The sequence below is a fragment of the Bradyrhizobium sp. 2S1 genome, from assembly GCF_011516625.5.
Classification (GTDB): Bacteria; Pseudomonadota; Alphaproteobacteria; order Rhizobiales; family Xanthobacteraceae; genus Bradyrhizobium; species Bradyrhizobium septentrionale.
On the sequence record NZ_CP147717.1, the window covers coordinates 7382421 to 7408547 of the forward strand.

A 26127-nucleotide genomic window follows, 5' to 3' on the forward strand; every position below is an offset into this window, starting at 1 on the left:
TCTCGGGAGTGGGATTCAATGCGTCCCCGTGGAAAGCCAATAACCCCTCAATTACGTTTGAACAGGGCGCTGGGTTCCACGGAGTTCCGAACTATTTCGGGGCGTCGGATGGCTGGCCGGCGAGGTACTGCTCCAGCCAGTGAATGTGGTAGTCGCCTTCGATGATGTCGGGCTCGCGCACCAATGCGCGGAACAGCGGCAGCGTCGTCTCGATGCCGTCGACCACCATCTCGTCGAGCGCCCGCCGCAGCCGCATTAGGCACTCGCCGCGGGTCTTGCCGTGTACGATCAGCTTGCCGACCAGCGAATCGTAATAGGGCGGGATCACGTAACCTTGGTAGACCGCGGAGTCGATCCGCACGCCGAGGCCGCCCGGCGGATGGTATTGCGTGATCCGTCCCGGCGACGGACGGAAGGTCTCCGGGTTCTCCGCATTGATGCGGCACTCGATGGCGTGGCCGATGATCGCGATGTCGCTCTGCTTGGCCGGAAGGTCGCCGCCGGCCGCAATCCGGATCTGCTCCAGCACCAGATCGATATCGGTGATGCTTTCGGTGACGGGATGCTCGACCTGGATACGCGTGTTCATTTCGATGAAATAGAACTCGCCGTCCTCATAGAGGAATTCGATGGTGCCGACGCCGAGATACTTCATGTCCCGCATCGCCTTGGCGCAGGTCTCGCCGATCCTGGCGCGGGCGGCTGCCCCGAGCACCGGCGAGGGGCCTTCCTCCCAGACCTTCTGGTGGCGCCGCTGCAGCGAGCAGTCGCGCTCGCCGAGATGGATGGCGCCGCCGCGGCCGTCGCCGAGAATCTGGATCTCGATGTGGCGCGGCTTCTGCAGGTATTTCTCCAGATAGACCGAGGCGTCGCCAAACGCCGACTTGGCCTCGTTGGACGCGGTCGAGAGCGCCAGCGCGAGGTCGGCCTCGGTGTGAGCGACCTTCATGCCGCGCCCGCCGCCGCCGGCCGCCGCCTTCACCAACACCGGGAAGCCGATCTCCTTGGCGATCGCCATGGCGTCGTCGTCCGCCGTCACCGCGCCGTCGGAGCCGGGCACCACGGGAATGCCGAGCCGCTTGGCGGTCTTCTTGGCTTCGATCTTGTCGCCCATCAGGCGGATGTGCTCGGCCTTCGGTCCGATGAAGCCCAGATTGTGGTCGGCGAGGATCTCGGCGAAGCGCGCGTTCTCGGACAGGAAGCCGTAGCCGGGATGCACGGCGTCGGCGCCGGTGATCTCGCAGGCTGCGAGCAGCGCCGGCACGTTGAGATAGGAATCCTTCGACGGCGGCGGACCGATGCACACGCTCTCGTCGGCGAGCCGCACATGCATGGCGTCGGCGTCGGCGGTGGAATGCACCGCGACGGTGGAGATGCCGAGCTCCTTGCAGGCGCGCAGCACGCGAAGCGCGATCTCGCCGCGATTGGCTATGAGGATCTTGTCAAACATCGCAGCGCCTGGTGTTGACGGAAGCTATTCAATGATGACGAGCGGCTCGCCGAATTCGACCGGCTGGCCGTCCTCGATGAGAATCTGGGTCACGGTGCCCGCGCGCGGCGACGGAATCTGGTTCATCGTCTTCATCGCCTCGATGATCAGAAGCGTCTGGCCGGCCGAGACCTTGGTGCCGACTTCAATGAACGGCTTGGCGCCCGGCTCGGGCGCCCAATAGGCGGTGCCGACCATCGGCGAGGGCACGGCGCCCGGGTGCTTGGCAAGGTCGGTCGCAGCCGCGGCCACCGGGACGCCCACGGCGGCCGGCGCGGCAACCGCATTCATGGCAGCGGGCACGGAGGCTGCGATGCTGATATTGCGGGCGACGCGGACGCGCAGCCCGGCACGCTCGATCTCGATCTCGGTCAGGTTGGTCTCCGCGAGCAGCCGGGCGAGCTCGCGAATGAGCGCGCTATCGTCGCTCTTGGATTTTGCCGCTGATTTGTCGTCTGGCTGGCGCGCCATGTTGTTTGATCCAAAATCTCTGTCTGATGACGGGGGACGTCAGGAGTGACGATTAAGCCTTTGCCTTGGCATCGGTCTTGGTACCGATCTTGGCACCAATCTTGGTGGCGAGGCCGATGATCGCAAGCCGGTAGCCATCGATGCCGAAGCCGCAGAGCGACGCGAACGCGGCTTTAGCAGTGAACGAGTGGTGCCGGAAGCTCTCGCGGGCGTGGATATTGCTGACATGGACCTCGACGGCGGGAATCTTGACCGCAACCAGCGCGTCATGCAGCGCGATCGAGGTATGGGAGTAACCGCCGGCATTGATGATGATGCCGACCGCCTTCTTGGCGTGGGCCTCATGGATGAAGTCGATCAGTTCACCCTCGCGGTTGGACTGCCGGCAGTCGGCGGCAAGCCCGAACTGGCGTGCGGTGTCCGCGCACAGCTTCTCGACGTCGGCGAGGGTGGCGTGGCCGTAGGTCTCCGGCTCGCGCATCCCCAGCAGATTGAGGTTCGGGCCGTTCAGCACATAGATCGTTCCGGCAGCAGCCATTCCAGGGGTTCCGGACAAGGGTTCCGACAAGGGGTGAAGTGGGCCGGGTTATAGGTAACAACCGGCCGCAGGGGAAGTGTTTAGGTGAAATCGGAATGTCTTCAACAGCTTCCTCCGCCCTCTCAGGTAGCTGCCGTAACCCACGGAAATTGCTGATTAACCAAATCTCGCGGAAGGCGACTTCCGCCGGCGCTCCCGTGAGCCATCCACTGCCGCGAGGGGCTGTGCCCAGACGCAAAACCCCGCCCCGAAGGGGCGGGGTCGAGAATGGGCGAGGGCCCTTGATGGTGCCCTCGCACCGAGGCCGGCTTAGCCCTCGATAATGTAGACGATCTCGTGGGTCTCCGGCTGCACGATGATGTAGCGGCCGTGGACCAGGATGAACTCGTAACCGCGCCACTGCGGATAGATCGTCACCACCCGCTCCGGCACCGGGTAGAAGCGAACGTCGGCTGGGACGCGGGTGCCGACCGCCACGTTGAAGTTCACGTTGGTGACCTCAGTGACGTGCTCCGACTTGATCGCGGTCGTGATCTGGGTGCGCTTCTCGGCCGGCGGAGCCGCGGTGGCCGACGTTGCCGCGTTGCCAGTCGTGGTCTGCGTGCGGCTGGTGTCGTTGGTCTGCGCGCGGTTGGTGTCGGTCGGGCTCTTGGTCTGAGCGTTCTGGTTGGTCGTGGCGCCGCTCTTGTCGCGGCCGTCACGGCTTTCCGCGTTCATCTTGCCGCTCTTGTCATGCTCCTCGGCCTTCATGTTGCCGCTCTTGTCACGGCTCTCGGCCTTCATGTCTTTGGAGCCCTTGGTCGCGTCGTTCTCGGAGCTCATGCTCTTCGACTTCTGCGTGTTGTCCTGCGCACCCTTGGTGGCGGGGCCGGACTTGTCGGACTCCGCACCCTTCGTGCTCGGAGATTCACCGGTCGTGGAATGCTCGGAACCCTTCATGCCGCCCGTATCACGCTGCATCGTGCCCGATGACGCGCCACCGGACGGTGCGCTGTGTTGCGTGGTCGCGCCAGCGCCGGCCGCCGGCGAATCCTTGCCGGCGCCACCTGCGCCCTGTGCATTCGCAAAGCCGGTGCCGGCGATCAAAGCCGCCGTAGCGACCGAAATCAGAAAGCGGTTAGACATCGTATTCCTCCTCAAGTGAAAGCATTGCCCGCGCCGACAACGGGGGAGGATGTGCGATGTTCCTGTTGATTTGCGGTTCCCCGCGGTTTGTTTGTTGTGTGAATGCGCGATGAACGCGCACGCTTCAACCGCAGGCCCAGTCGAACTCCATGCTCGCAAGATCGAGCTGGCCGTTGCCGCCGCCGAAATTGAAACCGCCGAAATGCTCCTCGATCTCGAGATAGGTCGCGCTGAATTTCGGCGTCCATTGATTCGGAAACATCGTGCCGCCGGGATGGTTGCGGCCGTGCAACCGCTCGAGGCCGCGCGCTTTGCCATCTTCGCCGTACGGCGCGATGTAGTCGCCGAGCGCGCCCTTGTGCAGCAGATGGTCGCGCGGCGGCTTGCCGACATTGGGATCGCCGTCGCGCGGCGCAAGCGCAATGCCGTAGGCGTGGTGCCCGGTCTCGGGGACACGGCCGAACAGGCGGTACCAGTATCTCTTCTCCAGTTCGTCGACGCTGGTGGTGCGGCCGACCTGCGCATCGAACGCCGTGCGTGCCGCGCCCTTCTCGAGCCAGCGCGGTGGCGCATTGGCTTCCAGCAATGGATTGCCAGCCAGCTCCGGCGGCCGGCACAACGGCCCCATGAACTCGGCATCCGTGAGCCAGATCGCCGCGAAATTGTGGTCGATGATGTCCTTCATCCGAAACTCCATCGGATGACGGTTCTGCCGATAGGCGAAGTACGGCAGCAAACGGCGATCGGCCGGACGCTCGATCGTCTCCGCCGCGAGATATTGCGCGACCGCATCGATCTCGACGGGTTCGTCATATTGCTGGTCGGCGAACATCGCGAGCGCAACATAGGCGTCGCCCTTGGTGCGATATTGCACGGGAATGCGCAGCGTGAAGCAGTGCTGCATCGGAAAGCCGTCATGTGGACTGAGCGGCCATTGCTCGGTGCGAATGCCTGGCGGCAGGCCGTAGCACCAGCCGTGATCGTGTTCGGTGCCGCGCGGCGGCGCCGTCTTCAGCAGCGTGAGGTCGTAGCCAAGGGTTGGTCGAGCAAGGGTTGGTGGAGCAAGGGTTGGCGGGGCCAAGGGCATCGCGCGGCCTTCGTTGTTGGTGACGGCCCTTGGTTGCGGCGAGCGCCGAGGTGGTTCGGTGCCGGCAATAAAAAAATCCGGCTGCCTGGCAGCCGGATTTCGTTGAGCGAATGAGCGTCGGCGAAAGCGCGATCAGCAGGTCGCCTTGCCGCAGCGGGCGATGCCGATCTTCTCCTTGAGATTGTCGACGCCGACGGCGCCGATCACGACCTGCTTGCCGATCACGTAGCTCGGCGTGCCGTTCATGCCCATGGATTCGGCGAGGCGGAAGTTCTCCTCGATGGTCGCCTTCACTTCGGGGCTTGCCATGTCCTTCTCGAGCTTGGTCATGTCGAGGCCGACCTCCTTGGCAACCGCCAGCGCGCGCGCCTTGTCGGCGGCACCGCGGCCGCCCAATAGCTTCTGGTGGAAGTCGAGATACTTCTTGCCGGTCGGATCCTGCATGCGCACGGCGACCGCGACCTGCGCGGCCTCGACCGAGCCCTGGCTCAGCACCGGGAATTCCTTCAGCACGACCTTCAGCTTCGGATCCGCCTTCATCAGGTCCATCATGTCGGACATCGCGCGCTTGCAGTAGCCGCAATTGTAATCGAAGAACTCGACGAAGGTGACGTCGCCGTCCTTGTTGCCGAGGAAGACGCCGCGCGGCGAGTTGAAGATGGTGTCGGCGTTCTTGGCGACGCTCTGCTCATGCTTCTCGGCTTCGGCGGCGGCCTGCCGCTTGCTCAGCTCGTTCATCGCCTCCTCGAGCACCTCGGGGTGCGCAATCAGATAGTTGCGCACGATGGTCTCGATGTCGCCGCGCTGGGTGTCGTTGAAGCTCTGCGCGGACGCCGACAGCGGCGCGGCACAGATGCCGAGCGCGAGCAGGGCAGGGGCAAGAAAACGAAGCGCTGGCATGACAAAATCCTTGTTCGAGGTGGCCCAAAATGCGGCGGGGCCGTGAGCCGGTTTCGGTGATCGTTGTATCGAACTACGGTTTGTTTCTAGTTGTTTTTCTGACCCGGCATGGGCTTGGCGCTCACAATGTCGTCAGCTTTGACCCAGCCGGGCGTGCCGATCGCGAACCGCGTCTTGGCGCGCGACGCCAGCTCGCGGGCGGTCTTGTTGTCGCCGCGGAGGTAGGCTGCCTGTGCCGAGGCGAGGTCGGCCTGGGCATAATCGCCCTTGCGGCCATAGGCCATCGCGAGCTGGGTATAGCCGAGCGGCGCCTCGGGCTCGCGCGCCACCGCGGCGCGCAGCATGTTGATCGCATCGTCGGTGTAGGCCTTGTTGTCCGAAGCAACCAGGGCCTGACCGAGCAGCATCTCGATCAGCGGTGAGCTGCCGGAGAGTTGCGCCGCGCGGCGCAGCGGCGCGATCGCCTCACTGGGCCGGCCGCCTTCGAGCAGCGCCTGACCGCGCAATTCGTAGAAATAGGGATTGTTCGGCTGCACCTGGATCAAGCCGTCGATCTGCGCGATCGCCGAACGCAGATCGCCGTGCAGATAGGTCGTGATCGCGCGCGCATAGCGCGCCGGCAGGCTGGTGTTGGACAGCGGATAGCGGCGGTAGACCGTGTCCTGCCGCTCCATGAAGCCCGAGATCTTGGCGCGCATCATGTCGTGACGCAGCTGCAGCGCCGGATCGTCCTTCTTGTCCCAATAGGGGCTCGAGCGCGCCAGTTCCTCCAGCGCCGAGACGCGATCGACCGGCATCGGGTGCGATTGCAGATAGGGGTCGGCACCACGCGAGGCGAACAGGCTCTCATCGGTGAAGCGCTTGAACGTCTCGTACATGCCCCGGGCCGACTGGCCGGTCGCGGTCAGGAATCTGACGCCGGCGCGGTCGGCGTTTTCTTCCTGCTGGCGCTGATAGGACAGCAGCGTGCGCTGAATGACCGACTGCGGCGCCGAGATCGCGGCGGCACCGGCGCTGGAGAGGCCGCTGCCACCGCCGCCGCCCGCTGCACCTGCGGCCAGCGCGCCGACGCCGAGCAGCATCGCAATGATCATCTGGGTCTGCGCCTGCGCCAGCTGCTCGCGCATTTTGGCGAGATGGCCGCCGGCCAGATGGCCGGTCTCATGCGCCAGCACGCCGATGATCTGGTTCGGCGTCTCCGATTGCAGCAGCGCGCCGTAATTGACGAAGATGCGGCGGCCGTCGGCGACGAAGGCGTTGAACGAGCTTTCGTTGATGATCACGATCTGGATGTTCTGCTTCTCCAGACCGGCGGCGCGCAGGATCGGCCGCGTATATTCGCGCAGCAGCTGCTCGGACTCGGTGTCGCGCAGCACCGGCGGGCCCTTCTGCTGGGCCCGCGCAGGGACGGCGGGACCAATCGCGAGCGCGACCGCAGTCAGCAATGCGGTCAGCTTGGATGCAGTCGGCTGGAAGGTTCTGGTGCGAAGCGCGAGGCGAAACAGCATGGGCGATCTATCGGCGATGGCTGGCCGCGCCGGGGCGAAGCCCGGTTCCGGGCCCGACCGGATCAGGCGCGTGGCGCAGTCTGTTGTTTTTGCAGTTCTTCTTCACGCGAACCGGGTATGCACTTGGCCTATTCACTTGGCCTGAAAACGTTATAAGGAGCCACCGAATGCGGCCAGTCTGGGGCGGTAGAAGGTGCGGGAACCTGAATTCGGCAGCGGCCGTGCAATAGCAGAAATCCATGCGTGAAGCGACAGCGAGAGACCGTGTGAGCAGCCTTTTGACAGCGTCCGGCCGGAGCGATGTTCCGCCGTTCATGGTGATGGACGTGATGGCGGCCGCCGCGCGAATCGAGGCGTCGGGCGGCCATGTCATCCACATGGAGGTGGGGCAGCCCGCCGAGGGTGCGCCGAAGCCGGCGATCGCCGCCGCGCAGGCCGCGCTCGCCGGCGGGCGGATCGACTACACCTCCGCGCTCGGCATCCCCTCGCTGCGCGCGCGCATCGCCCGGCATTACCGCGACACGTATTTCTGCGCGATTGCGCCCGACCGGATCATCGTTACCACCGGCTCGTCGGGCGGATTCATCCTGGCGTTTCTTGCGATGTTCGAGCCGGGCGACCGGGTTGCGGTCACCGTGCCGGGCTATCCGCCGTACCGGCACATCCTGACCGCGCTCGGCTGCGAGCCGGTGCTGATCGAAACCTCCGGCGACACCCGCCATGCGCTGACCGGGGAGGCGCTGCTCGCCGCCCATCGCAAGGCGCCGCTGAAGGGCGTGCTGGTCGGCAGTCCCGCCAACCCGACCGGCACCATGATGTCGCGAGAGGCGCTGTCGAGCCTGATGGCGGCCGCCGACAGCGCCGGCATCCGCTTCATCTCCGACGAGATCTATCACGGCCTCGACTACGCATTTCCGGCGGTGACGGCCGCGGAGCTGTCGCCGAACGCGCTGGTGATCAACTCGTTCTCGAAATACTTCTGCATGACCGGCTGGCGCGTCGGCTGGATGGTGGTGCCCGACGTGCTGGTGCGGCCGATCGAACGGCTGCAGCAGAACCTGTCGATCTCGGTGCCGACCTTGTCGCAGATCGCTGCCGAAGCGGCCTTCGAAGGCCGCGAAGAGATGGAGGCGATCAAGCGCGGCTATCAGGAAAACCGCCGCATCCTGATCGAGGGCCTGCCGAAGGCCGGGCTGACCAAATTCCTGCCCGCCGACGGCGCGTTCTATCTCTATGCCGACGTCTCCGACTTCACCTCCGACAGTTTCGCCTTCGCCAGCGAGATGCTGGAGAAGGCGCATGTCGCGGCGACCCCCGGCGTCGACTTCGATCCGATCCACGGCCGCGCCTTCATCCGTTTTTCCTATGCGCGCTCGGCGGCGGAGATGCAGGAAGCGGTTGCGCGGATCGCGCGTTGGCTTAAATAGCCCGCAAACTTCAAGAGCCTTCCGGAGTTCGTCTTGTCAGCCAGATCGGTCTTGCAGCCCGGCGCCATGATTTCGGCTGCGCGGTGCGCGGCAGATCGTCGCGGATAAGCGGCAGCGCACACACAGTTTCCAGTTTGACTTCAACCGCCAAGTTGATCTTGGCTATTTCCGCCATTTCTGAGGGGGAGTGACACATGGCAACGACAACCGTTGCCACGGCTGCGCCGGCAAGCGCCGGCAAGCCGTGGTACAAGATTCTCTATGTCCAGGTCCTGATCGCGATCGTGCTCGGCGCGCTGGTCGGCGCGTTCTGGCCGAGCCTTGCCACCAACGAGTGGATCAAGGCGCTCGGCGACGGCTTCATCAAGCTGATCAAGATGGTGATCGCGCCGATCATCTTCTGCACCGTGGTGTCGGGCATTGCCCATATCCAGGATGCCAAGAAGGTCGGCCGCATCGGCTTCAAGGCGCTGGTCTATTTCGAGGTGGTCTCGACCTTCGCGCTGGTGCTCGGCTTGCTGGTTGGCAATCTGGTCAGGCCGGGCGCAGGCTTTGGCAATGCGGCGGCGAACGCGCAGGCGGTTGCCGGCTATGCCAAGCAGGCGGAGGCGCAGAAGAGCGTCGACTTCGTGCTGCATATCATTCCGGACACCGTGGTGGGCGCATTCGCGCAGGGCGAGATCCTGCAGGTGCTGCTGTTCTCGGTGCTGTTCGGCTTCGCGCTCATGGGGCTGGGCGAGCGCGGCCACACCATCCGCTCGTTCATCGACGACGCCGCGCATGCGGTGTTCGGCGTGATCTCGATCGTGATGCGGGCGGCGCCGATCGGCGCGTTCGGCGCGATGGCCTTCACCATCGGCAAGTTCGGCACCGGCGCCATCCTCAACCTGATGGGGCTGATCGCGACGTTCTATCTGACCGCGGCGCTGTTCGTGTTCGTGGTGCTCGGCTTCATCGCGCGGACCGCCGGGTTCTCCATCTTCAAGTTCCTGGCCTATATCAAGGACGAGCTGTTGATCGTGCTAGGCACCTCGTCGTCCGAAAGCGCGCTGCCGTCATTGATGGAGAAGCTCGAACGGCTCGGCTGCTCGAAGTCGGTCGTCGGCCTCGTGGTGCCCACGGGCTACTCGTTCAACCTCGACGGCACCAACATCTACATGACGCTGGCGACGTTGTTCATCGCGCAGGCGCTCGGCTTCGATCTCAGCTTCGGCCAGCAGCTCACGATCCTGATCGTGGCGATGCTGACCTCGAAGGGCGCCTCCGGCATCACCGGCGCGGGCTTCATCACGCTGGCGGCGACGCTGGCGGTGGTCGATCCGCGGCTGGTGCCGGGCATGGCGATCGTGCTCGGCATCGACAAGTTCATGAGCGAGTGCCGCGCGCTGACCAATCTGTGCGGCAACGGCGTCGCCTGCGTGATCGTCGCCTGGTGGGAGGGCGAGCTTGACCGCGACAAGCTCAACGCCAACCTCGCCCGGCAGATCGATCCGACCGACCTGGAGACCGCGCTGACGACCGATTAATTCGCGTCCGGAATCAGAACCGGTCAAGCCGATACGGCGAGGTGTTCACCGAGGATGCCTCGCCGTTCATCGTTTCGGCCAGCACGCGCGCCGTCGCCGGGCCGAGCGTAAAACCCTGATGGCCGTGGCCGAAATTCACCCACAGCCCGCGATGGCGCGGCGCTGGCCCGAGCACCGGCAGCATGTCGGTGGTGCAGGGGCGGGTGCCGAACCAGGGCTCGGGCTCGACGCGGCTGCCGATCTCGAGCAATTGCCGCGCCGCAGCTTCGGCGTGGCCAAGCTGGATCGGCGTGGCCGGCGCGTCCGGACTGGTCAGCTCCGCGCCGGTGGTGATGCGGATTCCCTTCGCCATCGGCGCCATCGCGTAGCCATTCGCGGTATCGACGAGCGGTAGGTCGAGCGATCGGCCGCCCTGGTAATGCATATGGTAGCCGCGCTTGCGCACCAGCGGGATCCGGTAGCCGAACTTGCGTAGCAATTGCGGTGACCACGGCCCGAGCGTGACCACGACGTGGGCGGCATCGATCCGGCCGCCATCGGTGTCGACCGACCAGCCGGACGCGGTCTCGGTCAGCGTCTGCGCGTCACCGCGCAGCAGCGTGCCGCCGAGGCGTTCGAACAATCCGGCATAGGCCGAGACGAGACCGCCGGGGTCCGACACGGTCCACGGCTCGAGCCAGTGAATGGCGCCGGGCAGGTCGTCGCGCAGCAGAGGCTCCGCCCTGGCGAGCTCGCCGCCATCAAGCACGCGAAACTTCACGCCGAAGTCGCGCTGGTTCTCTTCGGCGACTGCGATCGCTTGCTCCAGCGCTGCCGGGTCGCGATGCAGCAGGCGATAGCCGGCGCGGCGGATCAGATTGTCGGCATGCGCCTCGCGGATCAGCGTGTCGTGCTCGGCAGTGGCGTGGGCGATCAGGCGCGCCCAGGCGATGGTGGCCTCGCGGTGCCGCTCGGGCGTCGAGTTCCACCAGTAGCGCAGCAGCGGACCCGCGTGCTGCGGCAGCGACGCCAGCCGATAGCGTACGTCGTTGGTGCGTCCCATCGCGATCCGGGCGAGTGTGGCGGGATCGCGCGGCATCGGATAGGGCCGCACGGCCTCGCTTTGAATGATCCCGGCGTTGCCGTAGCTGGTTTCGCGGCCCGGTTCCTTGCGGTCGACGAGCGTAACCGCCCAGCCGCGCCGCTGCAGATGCAGCGCCGTGCTGACGCCCACCATGCCGCCGCCAAGAACGATCGCGCTTTGCATTGGAATCCGTCTCCGTCAGGCTCCGTCACGCCGGCGCCTGACGAACGGTTTGCCTGTCCAATAAAAACGCCCGGCGTGAACCGGGCGTTTTGACTTCCAGGGAGCGCTAGTTGCCTCCGCCGCCGAAGCGGCGCGACCACCAGCCCTTGCGGGTCGGAGCCTCGGCCGTAGCGGCCGGCGCCGCCTCCTGGGCAACGGCTGCGGGCTCAGGGGCAGCTTCCTCAGCTGGGCTCTGAGCCAGCGCGTGCGCTGGTGTTTCCGGCGGGCTCGACGCGAAGCTGACCTTTTCGCGCACCGTCGAACGGCGCCGCTGCGCGCGGTCGCTTTCGGCGGCCGTGTCGTCGGCGGCCGCGGCAGCAGCCTCCGGCGCGGGCGTGGCAACGGCCTCGACAGGTGCAGCCTCGATCGGCTGCCATTCCTGCGGCTGGGCGAACAGCTCGGGCTGCGCGAGCGTGGGGGCCGGCTCCGCGTCATGACTATCGAAATCGGCGACCGCGTCGGCGGCTTCCGGCGCTGCGGCAGGGCTCAGCTCGTCGGCGATCGATCCCGCGAGACCGTCATCCGGTCCGCTGCCGCGCCGGCGGCGGCCGCCACGACGTCCGCGGCGGCGCGGGCGGCGATCGCCGTTGCCGGCCTCACTTGCGGACTGGTCATCGCGGGCCGCGCCCTGCGCTTCGTCGCCTTCGTCCTCGTCGCCTTCGGCATCCTGCGCGGCAACCGCCTCGGTGCCTTCGGGCAGGACATGCATCAGATCGCCGTCCTCGCGCGGCTGCGGAGCGCCCTCGCGCGCTTCGTTGGCACCACCGCGGCCGCGGCGCCGGCGGCGGCGCTTGCGGCGCTGACCGTCACCTTCGCCCTCGGCGGCAGAGGCTTCCTCGCCGGCGGCCTGCTCGTCGGCAAGGCCTTCGGTCTCGTCGGTCTCGACCTCGTATTCGAACAGCTCTTCCTCGTCATCGGCCTCATCGGCCTGGGCCGGCGCGGCGGCGGCTTGCGCAGCCAGCAGCGCCTTGGCGGCCTCGAGCGTATGCACCTGCTCGCCGCGATCGATGATGTAGGATTGCTGGCCGTGCACCGTGGCGTCCGCCACGATCGACAGCGAGACCCGGAAGGAGTCTTCGAGGTCGCGCAGATGGCCGCGCTTGTGGTTGAGCACGTAGAGCGCGACGTCGGTACGGGTGCGGACCACCAGATTGTGGGTCGCGCCCTTCATCAGGATTTCCTCGATGCCGCGCAAGAGCTGCAGCGCCACCGACGAGACCGAACGGACGTGACCGCTTCCGCCGCATTGCGGGCAGGGCTCGGTCGAGCTTTCGAGCACGCTGGCGCGGATGCGCTGGCGCGACATTTCCAGCAGGCCGAAATGCGAGATGCGGCCGACCTGGATCCGCGCACGGTCCTGGCGCAGGCAGTCGGACAGCTTGCGCTCGACCGCGCGGTTATTGCGCTTCTCGTCCATGTCGATGAAGTCGATGACGATCAGGCCGGCGAGATCGCGCAGACGCAATTGACGCGCGACTTCTTCCGCCGCTTCCAGATTGGTCTTGAGCGCGGTGTCCTCGATATGGTGCTCGCGCGTGGCGCGGCCGGAGTTGACGTCGATCGAGACCAGCGCCTCGGTCTGGTTGATGACGATGTAGCCGCCGGAGCGCAGTTGCACGGTCGGCGAGAACATCGCGTCGAGTTGGCTTTCGACGCCCATGCGCGAGAACAGCGGTTGGCCGTCGCGATACTGCTTCACGGCGCGCACATTGGCCGGCATCAGCATCTTCATGAAATCGCGCGCTTCGCGGTAGCCGGCTTCGCCCGCCACCTGGATCTCGTCGATCTCCTTGTTGTAGAGGTCGCGCAGCGAGCGCTTGATCAGCGAGCCTTCCTCGTAGACCAGCGTCGGCGCCTGCGACTTCAGCGTCAGGTCGCGCACCGTTTCCCACATCCGGATCAGGTACTCGAAGTCGCGCTTGATCTCCGGCTTGCTGCGGGAGGCGCCGGCGGTGCGCAGGATGATCCCCATGCCCTCGGGCACGTCGAGATCCTGCACCACTTCCTTGAGCCGCGAGCGGTCCTGCGCGGAGGTGATCTTGCGGCTGATGCCGCCGCCGCGCGCGGTGTTGGGCATCAGCACGGCATAGCGACCGGCGAGCGACAGATAGGTGGTCAGCGCGGCGCCCTTGTTGCCGCGCTCTTCCTTGACGACCTGCACCAGCATCACCTGCCGGCGCTTGATCACTTCCTGGATCTTGTACTGGCGGCGCGGGCGGAACGCGCGCTCCGGAACCTCCTCGAGCACATCGTCGCCGCCGACGGACTCGACGACATCCTCTTCCTCGCCTTCCTCGCCGTCGTCCTCGTCATCATCTTCGCCGGCCTCGTCGCCGTGCCGGGCCTCGGACGCGGTCACATCCGCCAAAGGGGCGTATTCGGCGCCCGCGTGCTCATCCGCGGTGGGGTGAACTTCGTCCGCAGCGATATGCGGAGCGTCGTCGGCATGCGCGGCGTTCTCTTCGACCTGTTCCTGATGGGCCCGGTCAGGCTCATGATTGACTTCGACCGTCTCGACGGCCTCAGGCGCGGCAGACGCGACAGAGGCTTCGACCGCCGCGACCACGGGGGCGGACTCGGCGGCCGGCGCCTCGCTCACTGCCGGGGCGTGGTCGTGATCGTGCGCATGATCGTGGTCGTGGTCATGGTCGTGATCGTCGTGACCATGAGCATCGTGATGCTCGTGATCATGGTGGTGATGCTCATGGTCCTCGTGACGGGCATGATCATGCGCATCAAGCTCGTGACCTTGGTAGGCGACCACGCCATGATCGTGATGCCCGGCATCATGTTCATGATGCGCGGCATCGACGGGGTGTTCGTGAGCCTCAATGGCCGGCTGCGCCTGCGCGTCGCCAGCGCCCTCGATCACCTCGCTCTGGACGCGCTCGCCATGGCCGCGGCGACGGGCGTTGCGGTGGCGCGACCGGCGGCGATGGCCGCGGTTCTCGTGCTCTTCCTCGGCCTCGCGATGGGCGCGTTCGTCGGCTTCGATCAGCGCCTGACGGTCGGCGACCGGGATCTGGTAGTAGTCGGGATGGATTTCGCTGAAGGCCAGGAAGCCGTGCCGATTGCCGCCATACTCGATGAAGGCGGCCTGCAGCGACGGCTCTACGCGCGTGACCTTGGCGAGGTAAATGTTGCCGCGCAGCTGCTTGCGCTGGGCGGTCTCGAAATCAAACTCTTCGACGCGATTGCCACGGACCACGACGACCCGGGTCTCTTCCGGGTGGGTGGCATCGATCAACATCTTGTTGGGCATTTTGGAGCTCTTGGCGGCGGCGGGCGCGGATCATGGCGCGCGCAAATAGCGCCGCCCGGTGACGCGACGGTCCACCTGATTCGGGGGTGAGGGGAAGGCCAAAACGCGTCTCGCGGCGCAGCGCCGGACGGGAACCCACCGGGATGATGCGACGGGCGAAGCTTTCACCTCGCGTCAGCGCGATCATTCGGGGAATCCTGGTCGGCAATACAGTCTGGCGCATTAAGCGTCGGCCCGTCTAAACATGTTGGCGGCGAGAAATACCGCCGTATCTTTTGCTGAAGACCCCGCCTGGCGCCGAAGCGCCTGCCGGCCATCGCATATCGAGGCCCCAAGGGACCGGATAATCAGTTATGCCGTGTCTCAAACCGTCCCTCTGGCGAGGGAGTGTGCCTGGGACCGGACGCCGCTCGGGCTCGAATCCGCCACTCCATGTCAGCCGCGCGCGGCGCTGGCTGGGGAGGGACCGGAAAAACACGGCGGAATCTTCGATCTGGAAGGTTCCACCGCTGCACCGGGAGGCTGAACGCGACACAACCGGGAGTACTAGCCGTCAGCACCCCGTACATACGTGGATTGACCGCCGCGTGCAAGGGAAGCGTTACGCCGCCGCAACACTCGGTTCTTTTCGCCTGGGCGTCATTAGGGTGCGATTAACCGTCCGGTTCTAATGCGGTAAGAAGCAGTCGGGAGGCTCCGAATCGGGTGGCGAGCCGTGCAAATCACCTTGTTTTTCTGGGATGCGGGCTGTTGTGCACCGCAGCATTGGTGTTTGCCGTAGCCAGCGCTCCGAGCGCCGCCGAGGGACCGCAGGGCGGCGCGTCTACCCCCGCCGCGAGCGCCCCGGCCGCGAATGCCCCGAATTTCCCGGTCGCGTCCGGCGCCAGGCTCGCCGGCGACGACAAGCAGACCCGATTCATCCTCGATCTCGACCGCAAGATCGAGTTTCGCGCCTTTCCGCTGGCCGACCCTTACCGGGTCGTCGTCGACATCCCGCAGGTCAATTTCCAGCTCGCGGCCGGCACCGGCTCGGCGGGGCGGGGACTGGTGAAGGCATTCCGCTACGGGCTCGTGATGCCGGGCGGCTCCCGAATCGTGTTCGACCTGGCCGGGCCGGTGAAGATCGCCAATTCCTACGTGCTCGATGCCGCCAATGGCCAGCCGCCGCGGCTGGTGCTGGACTTCGAAGCGGTCGACCGCACCGCGTTCGTGCAGTCGCTTGCGCCGGAGAGCCGGCCCGAACTGAAGCCGGCGATTTCCGATGCCAACACCAGCAGCAACACCGTCACGGTTCCGCCGATCACGACAGCGGTGCTGCCGCCGGTCGCGGTCACCGATCCCCGTCCATTGATCGTGATCGATCCCGGTCACGGCGGTATCGACAACGGCACCCAGTCCGGCGGCGAGACGGAGAAGAATCTGGTGCTGGGCTTTGGCCTTGCCCTGCGCGACCGGATCGAGAAGTCGGGCAAGTATCGGGTGGTTATGACCCGGTCCGACGACACCTTCATTCCGCTGAATGACCGGGTGAAGATCGCCCGAACCCAGTCGGCGGCGCTGTTTGTCTCGATTCATGCCGACGCTCTGCCGCGCCGCGAAGGCGATGCCCAGGGCGCCACGATCTACACGGTGTCGGACAAGGCTTCCGACGCCGAGGCCGAACGGCTCGCCGAGGCGGAAAACAAGGCCGATGCCATCGCCGGCGTGAACCTGACGGACGAGCCGACCGAGGTCGCCGACATCCTGATCGACCTCGCGCAGCGCGAAACCAAGACCTTCTCCAACCGCTTCGCCCGTCTCCTGATGGACGAGATGAAGACCTCGGTGCGGATGCACAAGCATCCGCTCAAGTCGGCCGGTTTCCGGGTGCTGAAGGCCCCCGACGTGCCGTCCGTGCTGGTCGAGATCGGCTACGTCTCCAACAAGGGCGACCTCGAGCACCTGGTCTCCGAGACCTGGCGGAACAAGGCCGTTGGCGCGATGGCCCAGGCGATCGACGCGTTCTTCGCCAAACGGCTGGCAACCGCCGGACCGGCAAAGTGAAATTGGCCGCCTGAAAAGGCCGCTCCGTTGCCGGGAAGCCCTAGTTTGGCCACAGCGGCGACGGTATAGACAATGGACCGCAGGCCCGCAGAATCGACCATATTGTCCGGCGGCTCTTGTATATTCGCGCGCGCAAGGCGGCTCGCTGGGCCAAGGCTTCGTTGTGTAAGGCCTCGTTGTTTGAGCCTTCGTTGTGCGAGGCTTTGTTGTGTGAGGCTTTCGCACTTTTGGACAGGCGCTCCCGACGACTGAGCGCCGGAGGGTAGGAACGGAACGTCGATAATGCGCCTGCTCGTGCGGTTCATGGGTTTCTTGTTCGCCGCTGGAACCGTTGTGTTCCTGGTTGGTGTCGCCGCCGTCGCCGGCGCGATCTGGCATTTCTCCAAGGATCTGCCCGACTACTCGCAGCTCCAGGATTACGAGCCGCCGGTGATGACCCGCGTTCATGCCTCCGACGGCGCGCTGCTCGGCGAATACTCCAAGGAGCGCCGGCTCTATCTGCCGATCCAGGCGGTGCCGAAGCTCGTGATCAACGCGTTCCTCGCCGCCGAGGACAAGAACTTCTACGAGCACGGCGGCATCGACTATCAGGGCATGGCGCGCGCCGCCGTTCTCTATGCGCAGAACTACGGCTCGAACCGCCGCCCGCAGGGTGCCTCGACCATCACCCAGCAGGTCGCGAAGAACTTCCTGCTCACCAACGAAGTGTCGTTCGCCCGCAAGATCAAGGAAGCCCTGCTGGCGATGCGCATTGAGCGCGCCTATTCCAAGGACCGCATCCTCGAACTTTATCTCAACGAAATCTATCTCGGGCTCGGCGCCTACGGCATCGCGGCGGCGTCGCTGGTCTATTTCGACAAGTCGGTCAACGAGCTGACGATCGCGGAGGCGTCCTATCTCGCCGCGCTGCCGAAGGCACCGGCTGCATTGCATCCCGTGCGCAACCGCGATCGCGCGATCGAGCGCCGCAACTATGTGATCGATCGCCTGCTCGAGAACGGCTGGATCAAGCAGGCCGACGCCGACAAGGCGCGCAAGGACCCGCTCGTCGTCACCAGCCGTTCCAACGGCGCGCATATCTTCGCCGGCGAATATTTCGCCGAGGAGGTTCGCCGTGATATCTTCGAGCGCTACGGCGAAAAGAAACTCTACGAGGGCGGGCTATCGGTCCGCACCACGCTGGATCCCAAGATCCAGGTGATGGCGCGCAAGACCATGGTGGCGGGTCTCGTCAATTACGATGAGGCGCAGGGCTGGCGCGGCGCGCTGCACAAGCTCGATGTGTCGGGCGACTGGGGCGTCAAGCTTGCCGACGTCAAATCGCTCTCCGACATCTCGCCATGGCGGATGGCCGTGGTGCTGGAGACCAGCGACCAGTCGGCGCGGATCGGCTTCCAGCCGGGCCGCGAGCTCGGTGGCGCGGTCAGCAAGGAGCGGCAGACCGGCATCATCACGATGGATGGGGTGCGCTGGGCCAAGGCCAAGGGCAAGGCGCCGACGGCGGTTTCGCAGGTGCTGCAGCCGGGCGACGTGATCTATGCCGATCCGCTGGTGACCAAGGAGGGCACGGCGGTCGAAGGACAGTACCGCTTGCGGCAATTGCCCGAAGTCTCCGGCGCGATGGTGGCGATGGATCCGTGGACCGGCCGCGTGCTCGCGATGGTCGGCGGCTTCTCGTTCGACCAGAGCCAGTTCAACCGCGCGACGCAGGCCTACCGGCAGCCCGGATCGTCGTTCAAGCCCATCGTGTACTCGTCGGCGCTGGACAACGGCTACACGCCGTCGACCACCGTGATCGATGCGCCGATCGAAATCGATCAGGGGCAGGGCGGCGGCGTGTGGCGTCCGGAGAACTATTCGACCGGCAAGTATTATGGCCCGACCACGCTGCGCAACGCGCTGCAACGCTCGCTCAACACCGTCACGGTGCGCCTCGCGCAAGACATCGGCATGCCGCTGGTCGGCGAGTATGCAAAACGCTTCGGCGTCTATGACGAATTGCCGAACTATCTGTCGTATGCGCTGGGTGCCGGTGAAACGACCGTCATGCGCATGGTTACCGCGTATTCGATGTTCGCCAATGGCGGCCGTCGCGTGAAGCCGACGCTGATCGATCGCATCCAGGACCGCTACGGCCACACCATCTTCAAGCACGACACCCGCGAATGCCGCGGCTGCGACGCGCCCGCTGGCTGGAAGAGCCAGCCGGAGCCGCAACTCGTCGACCGCCGCGAGCAGGTGCTCGATCCGATGACCGCCTACCAGATCACCGAGATGATGGAAGGCGTGGTGCAGCGCGGCACTGCCACCGTCGTCAAGGAGGTCGGCAAGCCGATCGCCGGCAAGACCGGCACCACCAACGACGAGAAGGACGTCTGGTTCGTCGGCTTCTCGCCGGATCTCGCGGTCGGCGTCTATATGGGCTACGACAAGCCGCGCAATCTGGGCCGCGCAGCCACCGGCGGCCACGTCGCGGCACCAATCGCCCGCGACTTCCTCAAGCTTGCGCTCGCCGACAAGCCGCCGACGCCGTTCAAGGTTCCCGCCGGCATCAAGCTGATCCGCGTCGACGCCAAGTCCGGCATGCGGGCCGGCCCCGGCGATAGCGGCAACACCATCCTCGAGGCCTTCAAGCCGGGCACCGCGCCGCCGGACAACTACTCGGTCATCGGTGTCGCCGATGCCGACGGCCGTGGCTCCGGTCCCGGCCCCCAGCCGTCGCAGAGTGGTGGACAGCCGGATGGCGGCTTCTTCATGCGTCCGGGAACCGGCGGGCTGTATTAATCGGCTTCGTGCCCAAATTGCGGGGATAACCCGATTGCGCTTTGCCGCGCCGGCCGCTACATCCCGGCAAGCTTTTTTGCCAACACCTGAAAGACCATGCGCGCGGAAATCGAACGCCTTGTTGAAGAGATCAAGCAGTCAGTCGGGCTGCTGAGGAGGCATCTTTGACGTCGATCAATCGACGGCACGCCTCGCTGAGCTGAACAAGCTCGCAGAAGACCCCAATCTCTGGAACGATCCCCAGAAGGCCCAGCGGCTGATGCAGGAGCGGACCTCATTGGAGGACGCGCTCTCTGGAATCGGCAAGGTCGAGCGCGAGCTCGAGGATCAGGTCGGCATGATCGAGCTCGGCGAGGCCGAGAATGATGCGGCCGTGGTCGCCGAGGCCGAGAAGGCGCTCAAGGACCTCAAGAAGGAGGTCGCCCGGCGCGAGCTCGAGGCGCTGCTCTCGGGCGAGGCCGACAAGTTCGATTCCTATCTCGAAGTCCATGCCGGCGCAGGCGGCACCGAGAGCCAGGACTGGGCGCAGATGCTGCTGCGCATGTACACGCGCTGGGCCGAGAAGCACGGTTTCAAGATCGAGTTTCTCGAGGAGTCGCAGGGCGAAGAGGCCGGCATCAAGTCCGCCACCATCCAGATCTCCGGCCACAATGCCTATGGCTGGCTGAAGACCGAGGCCGGCGTGCATCGCCTGGTGCGGATCTCGCCATTCGACTCGAATGCGCGGCGACACACCTCGTTCTCGTCGGTGCAGATTTTCCCCGTGATCGACGACAGCATCAAGATCGAGATCAAGGAGTCCGATGTCCGCACCGACACGATGCGGTCGGGCGGCGCCGGCGGCCAGCACGTCAACAAGACCGAGTCGGCGGTGCGCCTGACGCACATCCCGACCGGCATCGCGGTGGTCTGCCAGGCCGGCCGCTCCCAGCACAAGAACCGGGCGCAGGCCTGGGACATGTTGCGCGCGCGGCTCTACGAGATGGAGCTGAAGAAGCGCGAGGAGCAGGCCGCCGCCGATCAGGCCGCCAAGACCGATATCGGCTGGGGTCACCAGATCCGCTCCTACGTGCTGCAGCCCTACCAGATGGTGAAGGATTTGCGCACCGGCGTGCAGACCTCCGACACCTCGGGCGTGCTCGACGGCGATCTCGATGAATTCATGGCGGCGACGCTGGCGCAGCGGGCCTTCGGCACCGGGCCCGGCTCCGTCGAGGATGTGGATTAGCCCATGCCGCGCGTCGCTTTCATCGGATTGGGACGCATGGGCCATGGGATGGCTGGCCGTTACCTCGATGCCGGCTTCACGGTCGCGGTGTGGAACCGCAGCAAGGCCAAGGCCGAGGATTTGATCGCGCGCGGCGCGCAGTGGGCGACCTCGCCGGAAGATGCCGCGATCGATGCCGATGCCGTCGTGACCATGGTCGCCGACGATGAGGCGTCGCGCGCAGTCTGGCTGACCAAGGACGGCGCCGCCGCCACCATGAAGGCCGGCACGCTCGCGATCGAATGCTCCACGGTCTCCTACCAGCACACGCTCGACATGGCGCACGAGTTGCGCAGCCGCGGCCTGATCTACATCGATTGTCCCGTCACCGGCCTGCCGGAAGCGGCGGCTGCCGGCAAGCTGACGCTGCTGGTGGGTGCTGATCCCGCCGATCTCGAGCGGGCGCATCCGTTCCTCACTCCGATCGGCAGCACGATCCGTCATTTCGGCGCGGTCGGCACCGGCACCGTGTTCAAGCTGATCAACAATCTGATCGGCGCAGTGCAGATCGCGAGCCTTGCCGAGGGCATTGCGATCGCCGAGCAGGCCGGTCTCGACATGCAGCTGGTGGCGGAGGCGCTCGCGACCGGCGCGATCGCGAGCCCGCAGGTGATCCGCCACTCCAGGCGGATGATCGACCGCAACTTCTCCGGCGCGTCCTTCACCGCGGCGCTGCGCCACAAGGATGCCGATTACGCCGTGCGGCTGGCCGAAGCGCTGCTGCCCGGCGTGCCGGTGAGCCGCGCCGCGCTGGGCGCCTATGACAAGGCCAAGGCCCATGCGCCCGATGCCGACGAAGGCCAGATGATCGAGATCGTGTCGCGGCCGAAATAGGCCGGGCCGCCATTCACGGAAATCGGGTGGGAATATTCGCAAGCCTGCGCTAGTCACCTGTTCGAGTGCAGGTGAGTGCCCGACATGCCTTCCACCGACAACCGCATTGATAGCCGCGACTGGGGGCTGCTGGGTCTGCTGTCGGTGCTCTGGGGTGGCTCGTTCTTCTTTAACGGCGTGATCCTGCGCGAATTGCCGCCGCTGACCCTGGTGCTGCTGCGCGTGGTGCTCGGCACAGTCCTGCTGCTGCCGCTGCTGCGGGCCGCGAAGATCGAATGGCCGCGCGGCGTGTCCGGATGGGCGCCGTTTGTCGCGATGGGGCTGTTCAACAATGTGCTGCCGTTCTCGCTGATCGTGTTCGGGCAGACCTACATTCCGAGTGGCCTCGCCTCGATCCTCAATGCGACGACGCCGCTGTTTGCGGTGGTCGTGATGGCGGCCGCCGGCGAAGAGCGGCTGCAGGCGCGCCGCGTCGCGGGCGTGGTGGTCGGCCTGATCGGGGTCGCGATCCTGCATGGCGATGCGCTCGGCTTCGAGAGCCGGCAGGGCATCGGCATCCTGCTGTGCCTCGCGGGCGCCTTCAGCTACGGCATTGCGGCGCTGGTCGGGCGGCGGCTGCCACTGGGCTGGTTCAGCCGCGCGCCTGCTTCCACGCCGCATACCAGCCGGTGAAGCGTCCGCTGTCACGCTCGCCGCCGTGCCAGGCCGCGTAGGTGGTGCCGTCGTCGGCGACCAGCACCACGGCATCGAGCCCCCTGGAGCGGCGCAGCGTGTCGATCGCCTGCGCCGGCGTCTGCGCGATGGGGCCTGCGACGTTGAACGAGGTGTTGACCGACATCTCGACGCCGACATGGCGGCCGAGCGCCTTCAGATAGGCATAGGTGAGGGGATCGTCGATCTCGCGCACGATCTGGATGCGGCCGGTGCCGTCGGCATGCACCACCGCCGGAATCTTCTCACGCGCCTCCGGCTTCGAATGCGCGGTCAGCACCATGTAATTATAGGCGTTGTAGTCGCCGTCGGACGCGCCGTCTTCGAGCTCGAAATAGTCGCGCGCGGCCTGCAGCGTCGCCATCGGTGCTAGCGGCCGGATCGCCTCGCGATATTTGACGCGCTCGTTGAGCCGCTCGCGCACATGCGGGTCGCAGGGGTTGGCGAGGATCGAGCGATGGCCGAGCGCGCGCGGGCCGGTTTCGGCCGCGCCCTGGTAGATCGCGATCACGCCGCCTTGCGCCACCATGCTCGCCATCAGATCCGCGATCGCGTCGCGGCCTTGCGGCGTCGAGACGTTGCCGATCTCCATCGAGGCGACGTCGTCGTTCCTGAGCGCCGTCGTGATATCGGCGTTCGAGGGCGGCAGCCCGCAATAGAATGCGTGCGACAGCGGCGCGCCGCGCGGAGCGCCCGCCATATGGGCGAACAGCCAGGCGGCGCCGATTGGCACGCCGGGATCGCCGGGCACTGGCGGCCCCCACATGTGCAGCCGCGTCTTGCGCCCCTGCGCGCGCTCGAACCAGGCTTCGTCGAAATGCTCGAGCAGACGCATGTTGCCGAGCGCGTTCAGCGCCACGCCGCCGGTCAGCACCAGGCGGTCGGTGCCGGTGATGCGCAAGAGATGATCGATGACATGGATCATCGCGTCCTCGAACACCAATTGCGTCGCGGCGGCCTTGTCGAGCCGGTCCTTGGTGTCGGGGCGATGATTGATGTCCTCGACGCGCAACACGGCGTCGGGATTCCAGATCTGGTCGGGGCGCAGCGGCGGGCCCAGGATGTCGATCAGCGGCTGATGATAGGGATTGTCGGCGGGATCGGCATACCAGTTGGCCATCGCGCGATTGAGCCGCACGGTGCCGCCCGGCCCAAGCTGCAGCACCGCCTTCAGCCGCCGGTAATACGGATTGGTGGCGCGGTTCATGTCGCCCCAGGCAGCGGCGCCCATGTAGCGGCCCTCGCTGGACAGCCAGGTCCAGCCGCCCTGGCTCGACGAGATTACGGTGTAGAAGGCGCCGAGCGAGTCGAACAGGCTCTCGTTGCAATAGAGCTGCTTCATCTCGCCGTTCTCGGCGGCATAGAGCGAGATCGAGCCGACATCGCCGGTGCCGTCAAGCACCGCGATCGCAACCCGCTCGCGCGCATCTGCGAACGGCGAGGCCGTGAACGAGTACCAGGCGTGATTGTCGTGATGCGGCATGCAGATCAGCGGCAACTGCTTGCCGAGCCCGTACATCCGGCCGAGCCGGCGTGACAGCCGCCGCACCTGATCCAGCTGCCGCAGATTGATCGCGGGCGCGATCGGGGCGCGAAGCAATTTGAGGCTTGCCGGCGCTTCCTCCAGCGAGGTGCGGATCAGCATCGCCAGCAGCGCGGGATAGTCCCATGTCGTGACGAAGGCGGCGATGTCGCCGATATCGCGGCCCATGCGCTGCAGCACCTTGCGCATGTCGTCGAGCGCATGCTGCGGAAACTCGTTGGTGTGCTTGTTGCCGGAGAAGCGCTCTTCCTCGTTGTTGACGATCAGCCGCGGTCCGTCCTTCTGGGTGACCTCGACCAGCGCAACGCCGGTGTTGTGCGTGCCGGGGCAGGCGAGACACGCGATGTAGATAGTCTCGCCGCGCTGCAGCCGTTCGCGGATCGAGGCGATCGTGCGCTGCGCGAACTCGCCGTTGGCCTTATGCAGGCCACGCTTCGCCAGCACAGATTCGCCGAGGCGGCGCGTGATCTCATAGCCCGCGACCGCAATACGCGGATGCCGCGGACCGGTACGAATGTCCGGTTTACGCAATCAGAACGCCTCGACTCGTGAGCCCCAGATCGACCTTCAATCACAAATAGCGCCAGGCAACAATGCCGTTTCGCCCAACGGAAAAACCCAGCGCTTGCCAGCACATGCGTCTCTTGCGAGACTTGCCGCCAAAACCAACGACAAAAAATCGGGGAGAAAACGATGCCGGCTCGTCTCGGATATTATTGGCGCAATCGCGGCGTTCGCAAGTGCCGCACTGATCGCGACCTCCGGCCACCGCGCAGAAGAAATACGATCCCGGCGCGAGCGATGGCGAAATCAAGATCGGCAACATCATGCCATACAGTGGCCCGGCGTCGTCCTATGGGGTGATCGGCAAGACCGAGGCCGCGTTCTTCCGCATGATCAACGACCAGGGCGGCATCAACGGCCGCAAGATCAACTTCATCAGCTACGACGACGCCTATTCGCCGCCGAAGGCGATCGAGCAGGCGCGCAAGCTGGTCGAGAGCGACGAGGTGCTCTTGATCTTCCAGCCGCTCGGCACGCCGTCCAATTCGGCGATCATGAAGTACATGAATGCCAAGAAGGTGCCGCAATTGTTCGTCGCCTCCGGCGGCACCAAGTTCGGCGACCCCAGGAACTTCCCCTGGACGATGGGCTTTCAGCCCAACTACCAGAGCGAGGGACGCATCAACGCGAAATACATTCGCGACAATTTCCCGAACAGCAAGATCGCGGTGTTCTGGCAGAACGACGATGCCGGCAAGGATCAGTTCAAGGGCCTGAAGGACGGGCTCGGCGACAAGATCGGCATGATCATCGCCGACAAGTCCTACGAGGTCTCCGATCCCTCGATCGATTCGCAGATCGTCGCGCTGCACGATTCCGGCGCCGACATCTTCTTCTCCTGGGCGGCGCCGAAGGGATCGGCGCAGGCGATCCGCAAGGTCGGCGAGCTCGGCTGGAAGCCAAAGTTCTTCCTCGCCAACACCGCGACCACGGTCGCCTCGGTGCTGAAGCCTGCGGGGCTCGAATATTCCAAGGGCATCATCTCGACCCAATACCTGAAGGATCCGACCGATCCAACTTGGGACAAGGACCCCGCGGTCGTGAAGTGGCGCGGCTTCATGGACAAATACTATCCCGAGGGGGACAAGGCCAATTTCAACAGCGTCTATGGCTATGTGCAGTCGGAGGCCATGGTGCAGGTCCTGAGGCAGTGCGGCGACAATCTCACTCGCGAGAACGTCATGAAGCAGGCGGCCAGTCTGAAGAACTTCCACTCCGATCTGATGCTGCCGGGCATCATGGTCAACACCTCGCCGGACGACTACTACCCGATCGAGCAGATGCAACTGATGCGGTTCAACGGCGAGGCCTGGGAGCTGTTCGGCGACGTGATCACGGGCGAGGTCGGGCACGACGCGACGCGGTAGGATCGCATTGTTCGATACTCCCGTCATTGCGAGCGAAGTGAAGCAATCCGTCGCGCCGCAAGTGGAGGCTTGGGTTGCTTCGTCGCTTCGCTCCTCGCAATGACAGGGAAGTTTCGGATTGAACTGAGGCAGCAAATTCTCGGTGTCATCACCCGCGAATGCGGGTGATCCAGTATCCCAGAGGCCGCAGTGTTTGAGCCGAGAGGCCGCGGCGTACTGGATCGCCCGGTCGAGCCGGGCGATGACAGCGTGGGTGGGGACGCAGCTTCGCATTCTCGCGACATGGTCGTCCGAGCTTTGCTCTTCGTTTCGCCCTCTCTCGAAGAGAGGGCGCAGGGAAAGCCGGGTGCCGATCGCACCCATGGGCCCCGAGCAAAAGGTGAAAGCTCGGGGGGA

Annotated in this window: 16 protein-coding genes and 2 pseudogenes; 8 read left to right on the top strand and 10 right to left on the bottom strand. The window is 65.5% G+C overall.

The annotated features are described in order from the left end of the window. Positions 1-91 precede the first annotated feature (91 nt). From accC to HAP54_RS34815, 7 genes are all read right to left on the bottom strand, one after another. Positions 92-1450, bottom strand: coding sequence for an acetyl-CoA carboxylase biotin carboxylase subunit (gene accC, locus HAP54_RS34785; RefSeq protein ID WP_166294876.1), 1359 nt, complete (start codon positions 1448-1450; stop codon positions 92-94). Between the two features lie 24 nt (positions 1451-1474). After that, positions 1475-1960: an acetyl-CoA carboxylase biotin carboxyl carrier protein gene (gene accB / locus HAP54_RS34790; RefSeq protein ID WP_166294878.1), complete on the bottom strand. Its 486-nt coding sequence runs from the start codon at positions 1958-1960 to the stop codon at positions 1475-1477. A 52-nt stretch (positions 1961-2012) separates the two neighbouring features. Further along, on the bottom strand, positions 2013-2498 hold the full coding sequence (gene aroQ / locus HAP54_RS34795; RefSeq protein WP_166294880.1) for a type II 3-dehydroquinate dehydratase: 486 nt from the start codon (positions 2496-2498) through the stop codon (positions 2013-2015). Positions 2499-2807: 309 nt separating this feature from the next. Next, entirely contained in the window at positions 2808-3623 is an 816-nt protein-coding gene (locus HAP54_RS34800) for a DUF1236 domain-containing protein (protein WP_166294882.1), read from the bottom strand. A 124-nt stretch (positions 3624-3747) separates the two neighbouring features. Next, positions 3748-4710 carry a hypothetical protein gene (locus tag HAP54_RS34805; protein ID WP_166294884.1) on the bottom strand — a complete coding sequence of 321 codons (963 nt, stop codon included), beginning with the start codon at positions 4708-4710 and terminating at the stop codon, positions 3748-3750. Positions 4711-4842: 132 nt separating this feature from the next. Continuing rightward, complete coding sequence (locus tag HAP54_RS34810) at positions 4843-5610, bottom strand: DsbA family protein (RefSeq protein WP_166204671.1); 768 nt, start codon at positions 5608-5610, stop codon at positions 4843-4845. Between the two features lie 86 nt (positions 5611-5696). Further along, a complete protein-coding gene (locus HAP54_RS34815; protein WP_166294886.1) occupies positions 5697-7118 on the bottom strand; it encodes a M48 family metalloprotease in 1422 nt (473 codons plus the stop codon). Between the two features lie 239 nt (positions 7119-7357). Here HAP54_RS34815 and HAP54_RS34820 point away from each other — a divergent pair, with 239 nt between their 5' ends. Both HAP54_RS34820 and dctA read left to right on the top strand, forming a co-directional pair. Beyond that, positions 7358-8545, top strand: a complete 1188-nt coding sequence (locus tag HAP54_RS34820) for a pyridoxal phosphate-dependent aminotransferase (protein ID WP_166294888.1) — start codon at positions 7358-7360, stop codon at positions 8543-8545. Between the two features lie 194 nt (positions 8546-8739). Beyond that, the gene (gene dctA / locus HAP54_RS34825; protein WP_166294889.1) at positions 8740-10071 is read left to right on the top strand and encodes a C4-dicarboxylate transporter DctA; all 1332 of its coding nucleotides are present in this window, start codon (positions 8740-8742) and stop codon (positions 10069-10071) included. 13 nt (positions 10072-10084) lie between these two features. Here the strand turns inward: dctA and HAP54_RS34830 are convergent, their stop codons facing one another. Both HAP54_RS34830 and HAP54_RS34835 read right to left on the bottom strand, forming a co-directional pair. Then, a complete protein-coding gene (locus tag HAP54_RS34830) occupies positions 10085-11317 on the bottom strand; it encodes an NAD(P)/FAD-dependent oxidoreductase (RefSeq protein ID WP_166294890.1) in 1233 nt (410 codons plus the stop codon). Between the two features lie 106 nt (positions 11318-11423). Beyond that, on the bottom strand, positions 11424-14618 hold the full coding sequence (locus HAP54_RS34835) for an Rne/Rng family ribonuclease (protein WP_166294891.1): 3195 nt from the start codon (positions 14616-14618) through the stop codon (positions 11424-11426). 705 nt (positions 14619-15323) lie between these two features. On the opposite strand from HAP54_RS34835, the gene HAP54_RS34840 reads away from it, so the two are divergent. From HAP54_RS34840 to HAP54_RS34860, 5 genes and pseudogenes are all read left to right on the top strand, one after another. Next, a complete protein-coding gene (locus tag HAP54_RS34840; protein WP_166294892.1) occupies positions 15324-16661 on the top strand; it encodes an N-acetylmuramoyl-L-alanine amidase in 1338 nt (445 codons plus the stop codon). A 282-nt stretch (positions 16662-16943) separates the two neighbouring features. Further along, the gene (locus HAP54_RS34845; RefSeq protein ID WP_166294893.1) at positions 16944-19445 is read left to right on the top strand and encodes a penicillin-binding protein 1A; all 2502 of its coding nucleotides are present in this window, start codon (positions 16944-16946) and stop codon (positions 19443-19445) included. 96 nt (positions 19446-19541) lie between these two features. Beyond that, positions 19542-20673, top strand: a protein-coding gene (gene prfB / locus HAP54_RS34850; protein ID WP_166204679.1) for a peptide chain release factor 2 whose coding sequence is annotated in 2 segments (ribosomal slippage) — positions 19542-19610 and positions 19612-20673 — 1131 coding nt in all. Because the reading frame shifts where the segments join, the coding sequence is not laid out codon by codon here. A gap of 3 nt (positions 20674-20676) precedes the next feature. Then, positions 20677-21546, top strand: coding sequence for an NAD(P)-dependent oxidoreductase (locus tag HAP54_RS34855; protein WP_166294894.1), 870 nt, complete (start codon positions 20677-20679; stop codon positions 21544-21546). An 84-nt stretch (positions 21547-21630) separates the two neighbouring features. Beyond that, positions 21631-22173 (top strand): annotated as a pseudogene (locus tag HAP54_RS34860) (DMT family transporter); the annotation flags it as partial. 4 nt (positions 22174-22177) lie between these two features. Here HAP54_RS34860 and HAP54_RS34865 read toward each other — a convergent pair. After that, positions 22178-24331 (bottom strand): carbamoyltransferase C-terminal domain-containing protein, encoded by a 2154-nt coding sequence (locus tag HAP54_RS34865; RefSeq protein ID WP_166294895.1) that lies wholly within the window; start codon positions 24329-24331, stop codon positions 22178-22180. Between the two features lie 181 nt (positions 24332-24512). Here HAP54_RS34865 and HAP54_RS34870 point away from each other — a divergent pair. Further along, positions 24513-25731, top strand: a pseudogene (locus HAP54_RS34870) (ABC transporter substrate-binding protein). The last annotated feature ends 396 nt before the right edge of the window (positions 25732-26127 follow it).